This window comes from Pseudomonas sp. 203-8 (assembly GCF_020708595.1).
GTDB lineage: Bacteria > Pseudomonadota > Gammaproteobacteria > Pseudomonadales > Pseudomonadaceae > Pseudomonas > Pseudomonas aeruginosa.
Genome location: NZ_JAJFDF010000007.1, coordinates 300,371 through 312,827, shown reverse-complemented (window position 1 = coordinate 312,827; position 12,457 = coordinate 300,371). Strand labels below are relative to the sequence as shown.

The 12,457-nt window shown below is 68.4% G+C and carries 14 protein-coding genes; 12 read left to right on the top strand and 2 right to left on the bottom strand.

The annotated features are described in order from the left end of the window. The first annotated feature begins 132 nt into the window (after positions 1–132). The 12 genes from LJF27_RS18385 to LJF27_RS18330 all read left to right on the top strand — a co-directional run bounded on the left by LJF27_RS18385 (position 133) and on the right by LJF27_RS18330 (position 10,377). A complete protein-coding gene (locus tag LJF27_RS18385; RefSeq protein ID WP_003097883.1) occupies positions 133–1,155 on the top strand; it encodes an NAD(P)H-dependent glycerol-3-phosphate dehydrogenase in 1,023 nt (340 codons plus the stop codon). A gap of 13 nt (positions 1,156–1,168) precedes the next feature. Then, entirely contained in the window at positions 1,169–1,510 is a 342-nt protein-coding gene (locus LJF27_RS18380) for a DUF4389 domain-containing protein (protein ID WP_003097882.1), read from the top strand. Continuing rightward, the gene (gene sixA, locus LJF27_RS18375; RefSeq protein WP_003117751.1) at positions 1,507–1,971 is read left to right on the top strand and encodes a phosphohistidine phosphatase SixA; all 465 of its coding nucleotides are present in this window, start codon (positions 1,507–1,509) and stop codon (positions 1,969–1,971) included. The genes LJF27_RS18380 and sixA overlap by 4 nt, the downstream gene beginning before the upstream one ends. A gap of 126 nt (positions 1,972–2,097) precedes the next feature. Continuing rightward, positions 2,098–3,765 carry an AMP-binding protein gene (locus tag LJF27_RS18370; RefSeq protein WP_003122891.1) on the top strand — a complete coding sequence of 556 codons (1,668 nt, stop codon included), beginning with the start codon at positions 2,098–2,100 and terminating at the stop codon, positions 3,763–3,765. Between the two features lie 49 nt (positions 3,766–3,814). Continuing rightward, entirely contained in the window at positions 3,815–4,252 is a 438-nt protein-coding gene (locus LJF27_RS18365) for a hotdog fold thioesterase (RefSeq protein ID WP_003087490.1), read from the top strand. Between the two features lie 57 nt (positions 4,253–4,309). Then, positions 4,310–5,134: an AraC family transcriptional regulator gene (locus tag LJF27_RS18360; RefSeq protein WP_003097872.1), complete on the top strand. Its 825-nt coding sequence runs from the start codon at positions 4,310–4,312 to the stop codon at positions 5,132–5,134. 40 nt (positions 5,135–5,174) lie between these two features. Continuing rightward, complete coding sequence (locus LJF27_RS18355; RefSeq protein WP_023116632.1) at positions 5,175–5,816, top strand: LysE family translocator; 642 nt, start codon at positions 5,175–5,177, stop codon at positions 5,814–5,816. A gap of 101 nt (positions 5,817–5,917) precedes the next feature. Beyond that, a complete protein-coding gene (locus LJF27_RS18350) occupies positions 5,918–6,730 on the top strand; it encodes an alpha/beta fold hydrolase (protein ID WP_023116418.1) in 813 nt (270 codons plus the stop codon). Further along, positions 6,727–7,587 (top strand): alpha/beta fold hydrolase, encoded by an 861-nt coding sequence (locus LJF27_RS18345; RefSeq protein WP_003097867.1) that lies wholly within the window; start codon positions 6,727–6,729, stop codon positions 7,585–7,587. Before LJF27_RS18350 ends, LJF27_RS18345 begins: the two co-directional genes overlap by 4 nt. A 79-nt stretch (positions 7,588–7,666) precedes the next feature. Then, positions 7,667–8,329 carry a glutathione S-transferase family protein gene (locus tag LJF27_RS18340; protein WP_003087500.1) on the top strand — a complete coding sequence of 221 codons (663 nt, stop codon included), beginning with the start codon at positions 7,667–7,669 and terminating at the stop codon, positions 8,327–8,329. A gap of 8 nt (positions 8,330–8,337) precedes the next feature. Then, positions 8,338–9,144: a DUF4892 domain-containing protein gene (locus LJF27_RS18335; protein ID WP_003097863.1), complete on the top strand. Its 807-nt coding sequence runs from the start codon at positions 8,338–8,340 to the stop codon at positions 9,142–9,144. Between the two features lie 165 nt (positions 9,145–9,309). Next, entirely contained in the window at positions 9,310–10,377 is a 1,068-nt protein-coding gene (locus LJF27_RS18330; protein WP_003097861.1) for an AI-2E family transporter, read from the top strand. Positions 10,378–10,428: 51 nt separating this feature from the next. Here LJF27_RS18330 and LJF27_RS18325 read toward each other — a convergent pair whose 3' ends face one another. Both LJF27_RS18325 and LJF27_RS18320 read right to left on the bottom strand, forming a co-directional pair. Then, on the bottom strand, positions 10,429–11,703 hold the full coding sequence (locus tag LJF27_RS18325) for a CynX/NimT family MFS transporter (protein WP_003097859.1): 1,275 nt from the start codon (positions 11,701–11,703) through the stop codon (positions 10,429–10,431). Between the two features lie 15 nt (positions 11,704–11,718). Next, positions 11,719–12,366 carry a FadR/GntR family transcriptional regulator gene (locus LJF27_RS18320; protein WP_003097856.1) on the bottom strand — a complete coding sequence of 216 codons (648 nt, stop codon included), beginning with the start codon at positions 12,364–12,366 and terminating at the stop codon, positions 11,719–11,721. Positions 12,367–12,457 lie beyond the last annotated feature (91 nt).

Here is a 12,457-nt window from a genome sequence, read left to right as displayed (position 1 = left end):
ATAGGTATTGTCTGGCCCGGGCATGGTAAACGAGGCGCGGGCTTTTGCCAGCGCCGGCGTCAAGACTGGTCGGCCGGCTGGCCGACCGTATAATGGCGTGATTGCCGCGTGGCGGCCAGAAATGGATGAATCATGACAGAGCAGCAACCGATTGCCGTGCTCGGCGGCGGCAGTTTCGGCACCGCCATCGCCAACCTGCTGGCCGAGAACGGCCAGGCGGTCCGCCAGTGGATGCGCGACCCGGAGCAGGCCGAGGCGATCCGCAGCCGACGCGAGAACCCGCGCTACCTGAAAGGGGTCAAGGTGCATCCCGGGGTCGAGCCGGTCACCGACCTGGAGCGCACCCTGGCCGATTGCCAACTGATCTTCGTCGCCTTGCCCTCCAGCGCCCTGCGCAAGGTGCTGCAACCACACCAGGCGGCATTGACGGACAAGCTGCTGGTGAGCCTGACCAAGGGCATCGAGGCGCACACCTTCAAGCTGATGAGTGAGATCCTCGAGGAAATCGCCCCGCAAGCCCGCATCGGGGTGATTTCCGGCCCGAACCTGGCGCGCGAGATCGCAGAGCACGAGCTGACCGCCACGGTGGTCGCCAGCGAGGACGACGAGCTGTGCGCCCGCGTCCAGGCGGCCCTGCACGGCCGCACCTTCCGCGTCTACGCCAGCCGCGACCGCTTCGGAGTGGAACTCGGCGGTGCGCTGAAGAACGTCTACGCGATCATGGCCGGCCTGGCCGCGGCGATGGACATGGGCGAGAACACCCGTAGCATGCTGATTACCCGCGCGCTGGCGGAAATGACCCGGTTCGCCGTCAAGCTCGGTGCCAACCCGATGACCTTTCTCGGCCTCGCCGGCGTCGGCGACCTGATCGTCACCTGTTCCTCGCCGAAGAGCCGCAACTACCAGGTCGGCCACGCCCTTGGCGAGGGGCTCAGCCTGGAGGAGGCGGTATCGCGCATGGGCGAGACCGCGGAGGGTGTGAACACTCTCAAGGTACTCAAGGAAAAGTCCGACGAGATGCAGGTGTACATGCCGCTGGTCGCCGGTCTCCATGCGATCCTCTTCGAAGGCCGCACCCTGGCACAGGTCATCCAGCTGCTGATGCGCGGCGAGCCGAAGACCGACGTCGATTTCATTCCCACCACCGGCTTCTGACGAGGAGACCGCCATGTCCGCAGACCCGCAAGCACGCGAATCGATCGCCATCCGCATCCTCTGGATGCTGCTGTTCGTCCTGGTCTGGCAGGTCGCCGAACTGCTCCTCGGGGCGGTGGTGGTGATCCAACTGGTCTACCGACTGATCTACGGCGCGCCGAACGGCAGCCTGATGGCTTTCGGCGACAGCCTCAGCCAGTACCTGGCGCAGATCGGCCGTTTCGGTACCTTCCACAGCGACGAGAAACCCTGGCCGTTCGCCGACTGGCCGAGCGCCCGCGCCGCCGAGGGCGAGGCCGCCCACAGCGTGCCGCCCGCCGCGCACCCGGCGCGCGACGAAGAGCCGAAGTTGTGAAACTCTGGCTGTTGCGCCACGGCGAGGCCGAACCGCACGCCAGCCGGGATTCCGAGCGGCGCCTGACCGCCCATGGACGCAAGGAGGTGCTGCAGAGCGCCGCGCGGCTGGCCGGGTTGCCGCTGGACGGGATTCTCGCCAGCCCCTACGTGCGCGCCCAGCAGACCGCCGAGCTGGTGCGCGAGGCACTGGGCCTGGTCGAGCCGGTCGGCACCGCGCCCTGGTTGACCCCCGACGACGATCCGCGCGAGGTGCTCGGTTTCCTCGACGAGCGCAGCGAGCGCAATCTCCTGCTGGTCAGCCACCAGCCCCTGGTCGGGGCGCTGGGCGGTCTGCTGGTGCATGGCAACCGGCGCGATCCGTTGCCGATGAGCACTGCCTCGCTGGCCGAGCTGGAAGGCGACTTCGCCGCCGCCGGGCTGATGACCCTGGTCTCGCTGCATCACCCGCGGCACGGCTAGGAAGCGCCTGGCACAACGACTACAAACCGAAACATTTCCCGGCTTGCCTGCGGTTGGCTGTGATGGAATATTCGACCAAGCAAGTGCTTGGTCGATCTCCCAGAACAACAACAACGGAGGCGGTACGTGGTCACTGCAAATCGTCTGCCGCTCGAAGTCTTCTTCGAGCGCGAAAAGCGTCATCCGCAACGGCGTTACCTGGTGCAGCCCATCGGTGGCGGCCGGGTCGAGGAGCTGAGCTGGGGCGAGGTGGGCGACCAGGCGCGGCGTGCAGCCGCCTGGTTGCGCAGCCTGGATCTCCCCGCCGGCAGCCGTATCGCGATCATCTCGAAGAACTGTGCGCACTGGATCGTCATTGACCTGGCGATCTGGATGGCCGGGCACGTTTCCGTCCCCCTCTATCCCAATCTCACCGCCGAGTCGGCGCGCCAGGTGCTGGAGCATTCCGAGTCGGCGGTGGTCTTCGTCGGCAAGCTCGACGACTGGCCGGCGATGGCGCCCGGAGTCCCCGAGGGCATACCGACCGTGGCCATGCCGTTGCACCCGGAAGGGCGTTTCGACCGCCAGTGGAGCGACCTGCAGGCCTGCGCGCCGCTCGAAGGCGACACGCCGACCGCTGCCGAGCAACTCGCCACCCTGATCTACACCTCCGGAACCACCGGCGTGCCCAAGGGGGTGATGCACAACTTCAGCAGTTTCGCCTTCGCCGCCAGCCGCGGCGTGGAACTGTTCGGCACCCGCGAAGACGACCGGATGCTCTCCTACCTGCCGCTGTGCCACGTGGCGGAGCGGATGTTCGTCGAGATGGGGTCGCTCTACGGGGGAACCACGGTGTTCTTCGCCGAAAGCCTGGACACCTTCGTCGAGGACATGAAGCGTGCGCGGCCGACCCTGCTGTTCGGCGTGCCGCGCATCTGGACCAAGTTCCAGATGGGGGTGTATTCGAAGATGCCGGCGCAGAAGCTCGACCGCCTGCTGAAGCTGCCGATCCTCGGCCGCATCGTCGGTCGCAAGGTGCTCGCTGGGCTAGGCCTGGACGCGGTGCGCTACGCGCTCTGCGGCGCGGCGCCGGTACCCGAGGCGCTGCTGCTCTGGTATCGCCGCCTGGGCCTGGATGTGCTCGAGGTCTACGGGATGACCGAGAACAGCGGTTACTCCCACGTCTGCCGGCCCGGCAGGCAGAAGACCGGCTGGATCGGCCAGAACAGCCCCGGCGTCGAGGTACGCATCAGCGACGAGGGCGAGGTGCAGGTGCGTAGCGGCGCGACCATGGTCGGCTACTACAAGGAGCCGGAGAAGACCGCAGAGGTGCTCACCGCCGATGGTTTCCTGCGCACCGGCGACAAGGGCGAGCAGGACGCCGAAGGCAACCTGCGCCTGACCGGGCGGATGAAGGAAATCTTCAAGACCAGCAAGGGCAAGTACGTGGCGCCGGCGCCGATCGAGAACCGCCTGGCGGTACACGATCGCATCGAGCAGGTCTGCGTGGTCGGCGAGGGCCTCAGCGCGCCGTTGGGGCTCTGCGTGCTCTCCGAGGTCGGTCGCCGGGAGGCCCTCAACGGGACCCGCGGGGCGCTGGAAAGCAGCCTGCGGGCGCACCTGGAACAGGTCAACGGTGCGCTTGACAAGCACGAGCGCCTGGTCGGCCTGGTCCTGGTGCAGGAAACCTGGGCGGTGGACAACGGTTTCCTCACGCCGACCTTGAAGATCAAGCGCAATATGGTGGAAGGTGCCTATGGCTCGCGCTTCCACGAATGGGTGGAACGCCGCGAGGCCGTGCTCTGGCACGAATGACTCCCACCGACGGGAAGCCCTTGGCTTCCCCCTTGCGCAAGGAATTCCCATGAGCCTCTGGCGACAAACGCCCGACCTGGAGCAACTGAACGCCTCGCAGAAGAACAGCATCGGCGACCTGCTTGGCATCCGCTTCGAAGCCTTCGACGACGAGTCGCTGACCGCCAGCATGCCGGTCGACTCGCGTACCCACCAGCCGTTCGGCCTGCTGCATGGCGGCGCCTCGGTGGTCCTCGCGGAAAGCCTGGGCTCGATGGCCAGCTACCTGTGCGTCGATACCAGCCAGTACTACTGCGTCGGCCTGGAAGTGAACGCCAACCACCTGCGTGGCCTGCGCAGCGGCCGGGTCACCGCGGTGGCCAGGGCGATCCACCTGGGGCGCACCACCCATGTCTGGGACATCCGCCTCAGTGGCGACGACGGCAAGCCGAGCTGCATCGCCCGCCTGACCATGGCGGTGGTGCCATTGGCGGGCAGGGCGGGCTGAGCGCGGTCCGCAATTTTGTCCAAGATCGTTCCGTCCCGCGGGCGGTAGAGTAGCGGGATGGAACAGATCACCCATCTCAGCAGCGGGATTCCCGGCGTACGCCTGATAGACGCCGAGCACAACCGCTTTTCCTTTCCCCGGCACTTCCACCTGGAGTACCACATCGGCTTGCTGTTGCAGGGCCGGCATCGCTATGCCGCCGGCGGCGAACGGCGCCTGGCCGGGGCCGGCGACGCGTTGCTGATGGCGCCGGAAAGCATCCACGACGGCAGCAGCGCCGGCGAGGAGGGCTACCGTATCCGCGTCCTGGCGCTCGATGCCGACTGGCTGGAGCGCGCCAGCCGTGACTTCAGCGACGGCCGCCGGGGGGCGCCGCGCCTGACCAGCAGCCTGGTCCGCGACGAGCGTCTGCAGCAGCGCCTGCGTCAGTTGCACCTGGGCATGCTCGGCGGAGCGGCGGCGCTGGAGAACCGTCTGGCCCTGGAAGAGCACCTCTGGCAGGCGCTGGCCTGCCTGCTCAGCCTGGGCAGCAGCCTGCGCCTGGAGGAGGGCGACCGGGAAGGCTTCGGCCAGCGCGACTGGACGCGGCTGCGCGACTGGCTGGAGTCGCGCCTGGAGTACCCGCCGAACCTGGAGGAACTGGCCGCCTTCTGCGGCCTGAGCCCCTGGCAGGTGCTGCGGCGCTTCCGCCGTCACTGCGGCCTGCCGCCCCACCAGTGGCTGACCCAACTGCGCCTGGAGCGCGCCTTGCCGCTGGTTCTGCGCGGCGAGCAGCCATTGAGCCAGGTGGCCCAGCAGTTCGGTTTCTACGACCAGGCGCACTTCAGCCGTCTGTTCCGGCGCACCTATGGGTTACCGCCGGCGCGCCTGCGCCAGCGCTGATTCGCGTTTTCCTTTCCGATCCCTTTTTCGTGGAGTAGCCATGCAGGAATTGTCTGTCTTGCTGACCCTGGCGGCGGTGTTCGCCATAGCCCTGGTCAGCCCCGGTCCCGATGTCGCCCTGGTGGTGCGCACGTCCCTGCACCAGGGGCGGCGGGCCGGCCTGGCCAGCGCGCTGGGGCTGGCCTGCGGGATTCTCCTGCATACCACCCTGGTGCTGACCGGCGTGTCGCTGCTGCTCAGCCGTACGCCTGTGCTGTTCGCCATCCTGCAGGCGCTCGGCGCGCTGTACCTGGCCTGGCTCAGCGTCGGCGCGCTGCGCGCCTGGCTGCGGCGCGGCGACGGCCAGCCGGGCCGGCTCGACGGGGCACTGCCGCCGTCGCCCCTGGGGCCCTGGCTGCGCGGAGTGGCGACCAATCTGTTCAATCCCAAGGCGCTGGTGTTCTTCATCGCCTTGCTCGGCAGCCTGATTCCCGCGCAGATGTCGCTCGGCGGCAAACTGGCGGTGGCGGCGCTGCTGTTCGGCATGGGCGCCTGCTGGTTCGGCCTGCTCAGCCTGACCCTTACCCGCCCGGCCCTGCAGGCCCGCCTGTTGCGCGCGGTGCCCTGGCTGGACGCGGCCTGCGGGGTGGTGTTCCTGCTGGTGGCGGCGGCGATCCTCGAGCATCTCGTCCGCTCTGCCTGAGGTTTTGGCCGCTTCGCCGTGCAAGGCAGCCGGCAAAGCCATTGCCGCCTCGGCGAGGCTGCCGGAGAATCCCTGGCATCAGCCCTGTCGAGACGTCGCGCATGTCGCAATCGGTTTTCTTCGCCCACGCCAACGGCTTCCCGTCGGCTACCTACGCCAAGCTGTTCGAGGCGTTGGCGCCGGAGTACCGGGTGGATCACCTGGAAATGCACGGGCACGACCCGCGTTTCCCGGTGAACGACAACTGGGACAACCTGGTGGACGAACTGCTGCACCATCTCGCCAGCCTGGAACAGCCGGTCTGGGGCGTCGGCCATTCCCTCGGCGGCGTGCTGCACTACCACGCGGCGCTGCGCCGGCCGGAACTCTACCGCGGCGTGGTGATGCTCGATTCGCCGGTGCTGACCTTCGCCGACCGCCTGGTGATCCGTGCCGCCAAGCGCTTCGGCTTCATCGACCGGATCACTCCGGCCGGGCGCACCCTGGGGCGTCGCGAGGCGTTCCCCGACCTGGAAGAGGCGCGGGCGTACTTCTCCGGCAAGGCGCTGTTCCGCCGTTTCGACCCCGATTGCCTGGAGGCCTACGTACGCCACGGGCTGGCCGACAGCGGCGGCGGTTCCGGCCTGCGCCTGCGCTTCGATCCGGCCACCGAGATCAGCATCTACCGCAGCGTGCCGCACAGCAGTCCGGGGCGTGCGCGGCAGTTGCAGGTGCCGCTGGCGATGGTGCGCGGGCGGCACAGCAAGGTGGTGTTGCCGCACCACACCCGGCTGATCCGGGCGATGCCGCGCGGCGAGTTCATGTCGCTGCCCGGCGGCCACATGTTCCCGCTGGAGCGCCCGCGGGAAACCGCCGAACTGCTGAAAGGCGTGTTCGATCGCTGGTCGCGGGCGACCGAGGAGCGTTCGGCATGAGCCTGCAGGTCGAGGAAGTACGCATCAGCCTGCCGCACATCGAACTGGCCGCGCATCTGTTCGGTCCGCCGGACGGCAAGCCGGTGATCGCCCTGCATGGCTGGCTGGACAACGCCATGAGCTTCTCGCGCCTGGCGCCGAAGCTCGCCGGGCTGCGTATCGTCGCCCTCGACTTCGCCGGCCACGGGCATTCCGCGCATCGTGCCGAGGGCGCCAGCTACCTGCTCTGGGACTACGCGCTGGACGTGCTGATGGTGGCCGAGCAACTGGGCTGGGAGCGGTTTTCCCTGTTGGGGCACTCGATGGGCGCCATCGTCTCGGTGCTGCTCGCCGGGGCCTTGCCCGAGCGCATCGAGCGGCTGGCGTTGATCGATGGCCTGATTCCCTACACTGGCGAAGCCGACAAGGCGCCGCAGAAGCTCGGCGAAGCGCTGAAGGCGCAACTGGCGCTACGCCACAAGCGCAAGCCGGTCTATGCCGAGCTGGAAAAAGCCGTGGAAGCGCGGATGCGCGGGGTCGGCGAGATCTCCCGGGAGGCCGCCGAACTGCTCGCCCAGCGCGGCCTGGAACCGGTGCCCGGTGGCTATACCTGGCGCACCGACGCGCGCCTGACCCTACCGTCGCCGCTGCGCCTGACCCAGGCCCACGCGCTGAACTTCGTGCGCAGCGTGGAATGCCCGGTCAGCCTGGTACTGGCCGAACAGGGCATGCTGGCGGTGGAGCCGCGCATGCGGGCGCTGCTGGAGACCCTGCCGTTCGAGCGGCACCACCTGCCGGGCGGGCATCACCTGCATCTGGACGATGAGGCCGGGGCGCAGGCGGTGGCCAGGGTCTTCGCGGCCTTCTTCGCGCGCTGAAACACCGGCTTGCCGTTGTTTCCTTGACTATTCCGGGTCCAGCCGTAAGGCTGGACGGATCGTTACGGAGAGTCACCGCATGATCGATCTCTACACCGCCGCCACGCCGAACGGCCACAAGGTTTCCATCGCCCTCGAGGAAATGGGCCTGCCCTACAGGGTGCACGCGCTGTCGTTCGACAAGAAGGAGCAGAAGGCTCCGGAATTCCTCAGGATCAATCCCAACGGCCGCATCCCGGCCATCGTCGACCGCGACAACGACGACTTCGCCGTCTTCGAGTCGGGCGCGATCCTCATCTACCTCGCCGAGAAGACCGGGCAACTGATGCCCGCCGACGTCAAGGGCCGCTCGCGGGTGATCCAGTGGCTGATGTTCCAGATGGGCGGGGTCGGCCCGATGCAGGGGCAGGCCAACGTGTTCTTCCGTTATTTCCCGGAGAAGTTGCAGGGCGCCATCGACCGCTACCAGCATGAGACCCGGCGCCTCTACGAAGTTCTCGACGGTCGCCTGGGCGAGGCCGAGTACCTCGCCGGCGACTACAGCATTGCCGATATCGCCACCTATCCCTGGGTGCGCATCCACGACTGGTCCGGTGTCGCCGTCGACGGGCTGGACAACCTGCAGCGCTGGATCGCCGCCATCGAGGCGCGTCCCGCGGTGCAGCGCGGACTGCTGGTGCCGCGGCGGGAGAAGGAGGGCGACGACGCCATCCGTACCGCCCAGTCGATGCTGACCCGTTGAGGGCCGGTATGCGAGGGTTCCTGTTGCTATCCCTGGGCGTTTTCAGCTTTTCGGCGCTGGCCGCCGACCTTCCCGGCAGCCATGACCTGGACATCCTGCCGCGCTTCCCGCGCGCCGAGATCGTCGACTTCCGTCAGGCGCCGAGTGAGGAACGGATCTACCCGCTAGGGGCGATCAGTCGCATCAGCGGTCGCCTGCGCATGGAGGGCGAGGTGCGCGCCGAAGGCGAGCTGACCGCACTGACCTACCGCTTGCCGCCCGAGCACAGCAGCCAGGAGGCGTTCGCCGCGGCGCGCACCGCGCTGCTCAAGGCCGACGCCACGCCGTTGTTCTGGTGCGAGCGACGCGACTGCGGCTCCAGCAGCCTGCTGGCCAACGCCGTGTTCGGTAATGCCAAGCTGTACGGCCCGGACGAGCAGCAGGCCTACCTGCTGGTGCGTCTGGCGGCGCCGCAGGAGAACAGCCTGGTGGCGGTCTACTCGATCACCCGTGGCAATCGCCGCGCCTACCTGCAGGCCGAGGAACTCAAGGCCGATGCGCCGCTGGCGGAACTGCTGCCGAGCCCGGCGACCCTGCTGCGCCTGCTCAAGGCCAACGGCGAACTGACCCTCAGCCATGTGCCGGCGGAGCCGGCCGGCTCCTGGTTGGAGCTGCTGGTGCGGACCCTGCGCCTGGATACCGGGGTGCGGGTCGAGCTGTCCGGCAAGCACGCCCAGGAGTGGCGCGACGCCCTGCGCGGGCAGGGCGTGCTGAACAGCCGCATGGAGCTGGGCCAGTCGGAGGTCGAGGGCCTGCACCTCAACTGGCTGCGTTGAACGCGTTCGCCCGGGCCTGCGGGCCCGGGCGATGGCGAAAATGCCTTCGGCAAGGCCGCCCGCCAGAGTAGACTGCCTTTCCCCCGCGCCCCACGCTCCGGCTGGAAACGGCGCACGCCGAGCGCTGTCTATCGGTGTATCCCCCTTTGAGGAAGGCCTGCCTTGATGTTCGATAACGATCGGCTGTTGCTTCGCGTGCTGCTGTTCGGTCTGCTCGGTGCCAGTCTCTGGGTGCTGGCGCCATTCTGGTCGGCGCTGTTCTGGGCCGCGGTGCTGGCTTTCGCCAGTTGGCCGCTGATGCGCATGCTCACGCGCCTGCTCGGTGGCCGCGAGTCGCTGGCGGCGGGCCTGCTGACCCTGGGCTGGATCGTCCTGGTGGCATTGCCGCTGATCTGGCTCGGCTTCGGCCTGGCGGACAACGTTCGCTCGCTGATGGAGCTGCTGAAGAATCTCCAGGTCGAGGGCCTGCCGCCGCCGCCTTCGTGGATGGCCGGCGTACCGCTGATCGGCGACCGCCTGATCGGCTGGTGGGACTCCATCGACCAACAGGGCGTGGCGTTCTTCTACGTGCTCAAGCCCTATGTCGGCGAGGTCGGCAACTGGCTGCTGGCGCGCAGCGCGAAGATCGGCGGAGGGATCCTGGAACTGGTCCTCAGCCTGATCCTGATCTTCTTCTTCTACCGCGACGGGCCGCGCCTGGAGTCCATCGTCCACCGTGCCCTGGAGCGCCTGATCGGCAACCGCGCGGAGCACTATCGCGACCTTGTCGCCGGCACCGTACAGCGGGTGGTCAACGGGGTGATCGGTACCGCCGCGGCGCAAGCCCTGCTGGCCTGGATCGGCTTCATGATCGCCGGCGTACCGGGAGCCATGCTGCTCGGCCTGCTGACCTTCGCCTGCAGCCTACTGATGGTCCCGCCGCTGGTCTGGGGTCCGGCCACCGCCTGGCTGTTCTTCAAGGGCGACTATGGCCACGGGGTGTTCCTCGGCCTGTGGGGCTTCTTCATCATCAGCGGGGTGGACAACATCCTCAAACCCTACCTGATCAGCCGTGGCGGCAACCTGCCGCTGGTGGTGGTGCTGCTCGGGGTATTCGGCGGCCTGCTGGCGTTCGGCTTCATGGGCCTGTTCCTCGGCCCGATCCTGCTGGCAGTGGCCTACAACCTGCTCAGCGACTGGATCGCCAGCACGCCGCGGACGCCGCCCGCCGAAGGGCGCGGCCCGGATGCCTGAGTGACGAAGGAGAAAAAGCCCCGCGATGCGGGGCTTTTTGCGTCTGCGGGGCTACAGGTGTTCGCTGCGGGCCCCCACGTACTGGCTGCGCCCGGCGCCGAGGCCGAACAGGGTGGCGGCGATGGCGACGCCGATGAAGATATAGCCGACCGCGTTCCAGCCGCCGGTCAGGTCGTGGACCACGCCGACCATGAACGGCCCCATGGCCGCCAGGGTGTAGCCGACGCCCTGGGCCATGCCCGACAGATGCGAGGCGACGTGGGCGTCGCGCGAGCGCAGGACGATCAGCGCCAGGGCGATGCTGAAGGTACCGCCCTGGCCGAGGCCGAGCAGGACCGCCCAGCCCCAGATGGTCTGCAGCGGCGCATAGAGGAAGCCGAGCAGGCCGGCGAGGGTGGTCGCCATCACCAGCACCACCGCCAGGCGCTGGTCCCTGGCGCGAGCGGCGAGCCAGGGCGCGAGCAGGGCGGTGATCAGTTGCAGCATCACCGAGCCGGACAGCACCAGGCCGGCTTCTACCGCAGTCATGCCGCGGTCGATCAGGATCGACGGCAGCCAACCGAAGACGATGTAGGCCAGGGACGATTGCAGGCCCATGTACAGCGTGACCTGCCAGGCCAGCGGGTCGCGCCACAGGCCGATGACACGGAAGGCCTGGCGATGGGCGTGCTGGCCCTGGCGGGTCTGCGGCAGCCAGAAGGCGGCGGCGAGGATCGCCGGCAGCGACCAGAACGCCAGCGCCAGTTCCCAGTTGCCGAAGAGCTTCTCCAGCGGCGCGGTAGCGCCGGCGGCGAGCGCTGCGCCCAGGCACAGGGCCATGGTGTAGACCCCGGTCATCACCCCGGCCTGGCGCGGGAAGTCGCGTTTGACGATGCCCGGCAGGAGCACGCCGATGATGCCGATGCTGGCGCCGGCCAGGACGCTGCCGGCGAACAGGCCGAACACCGGGAACAGGCTGCGCAGGACGATGCCGCCGGCCAGGCAGAAGAGGATCAGCAGCACGCTGCGTTCGGCGCCGATACGCCGGGCCAGGCGCGGCGCGAGCGGCGCGAACAACCCCAGGCAGAGTACCGGCGCGGTGGTCAGCAGGCCGGCGGCGGCGGCCGAGAGGCCGGTATCGTCGCGTACCTGGTTGAGCAGGGGGGCGAGGCTGGACAGCGCCGGGCGCAGGTTCAGCGCCACCAGCACCAGGCCCAGCAGGAGCAGCCAGGGGCGTAGCGGCGGCGCCGGCGGGGCTGGTTCGTCGTCGACTTCGGCATCGATCAGCAGTTCTTCCGGAGGATGGCCGGGGTGCGCTCCCGGCCGGGCATTCAAGGCGTGAGTCATGGGTCTGTCCCGGGTTCAGATCAGCAGTGCGCGGTTGGCCGCGGCGGCAGCGTCCGGGTCTCCGCGTTCTATGGCATCGAGCAGTTGCTGGTGCAGCTCGAAGCAGGGCTGGGCCCTTTGTGGGTCGGCCATGGTGCGTTCCAGCGAGGTCCGGATGACCTGCGAGAAGTAGCGGTAGAGTTCGCTGAGCACCGGATTGTGGGCGGCATCGACCATCCGTTGGTGGAAGCGGACGTCGTGCTCGATGTAGTCCTGCAGGTCGGCGCTGCCGTAGCGCTGGCGCGAAGCGTCGAGATGTTCGCGCAATGCGCTCAGGTCGCTGTCGTCGCGGCGAACGGCTGCCAGGCGCGCCGCCTCGATCTCGATCATCCCGCGTGCCTCCAGGGAGTGCTGCACCGCGCTGCGCGCCAGCACCAGCATGGTTTCCAGCGGATCGGCGCAGGCGCGCACGTAGGTGCCGTCGCCCTGGCGGACTTCCAGCACGCCGGAGAAGGTCAGCACCCGCACCGCTTCGCGCACGGTGTTGCGGCTCATGCCGAGCAGCTCGGCGAGTTCCGGCTCCGGCGGCAGGCGCTGGCCGAGCGGCCAATGGCCGGCGTCGATGCGCTGGCGGATCTGCTCCAGGGCGATGTCCACCAGGGAGCGCTTGAGGGGAATGGTCACGGAAGAAACATCCAATCATCGGATGAATTTGCGCGCAGGATACCTCGGCAGCTGCAAGCCCGGAAAGCGTCGCTCGGGGAAAAAGCGTTGG

Bases quoted from the DNA above. Each gene is read 5' to 3' on its own strand.
- LJF27_RS18335 (WP_003097863.1), top strand. From the start codon at position 8,338: ATGCGAGGGTTCCTGTTGCTATCCCTGGGCGTTTTCAGCTTTTCGGCG.
- LJF27_RS18355 (WP_023116632.1), top strand. From the start codon at position 5,175: ATGCAGGAATTGTCTGTCTTGCTGACCCTGGCGGCGGTGTTCGCCATA.
- LJF27_RS18325 (WP_003097859.1), bottom strand. From the start codon at position 11,703: ATGACTCACGCCTTGAATGCCCGGCCGGGAGCGCACCCCGGCCATCCT.
- LJF27_RS18385 (WP_003097883.1), top strand. From the start codon at position 133: ATGACAGAGCAGCAACCGATTGCCGTGCTCGGCGGCGGCAGTTTCGGC.
- LJF27_RS18365 (WP_003087490.1), top strand. From the start codon at position 3,815: ATGAGCCTCTGGCGACAAACGCCCGACCTGGAGCAACTGAACGCCTCG.
- LJF27_RS18345 (WP_003097867.1), top strand. From the start codon at position 6,727: ATGAGCCTGCAGGTCGAGGAAGTACGCATCAGCCTGCCGCACATCGAA.
- LJF27_RS18360 (WP_003097872.1), top strand. From the start codon at position 4,310: ATGGAACAGATCACCCATCTCAGCAGCGGGATTCCCGGCGTACGCCTG.
- LJF27_RS18330 (WP_003097861.1), top strand. From the start codon at position 9,310: ATGTTCGATAACGATCGGCTGTTGCTTCGCGTGCTGCTGTTCGGTCTG.
- LJF27_RS18380 (WP_003097882.1), top strand. From the start codon at position 1,169: ATGTCCGCAGACCCGCAAGCACGCGAATCGATCGCCATCCGCATCCTC.
- LJF27_RS18350 (WP_023116418.1), top strand. From the start codon at position 5,918: ATGTCGCAATCGGTTTTCTTCGCCCACGCCAACGGCTTCCCGTCGGCT.
- LJF27_RS18340 (WP_003087500.1), top strand. From the start codon at position 7,667: ATGATCGATCTCTACACCGCCGCCACGCCGAACGGCCACAAGGTTTCC.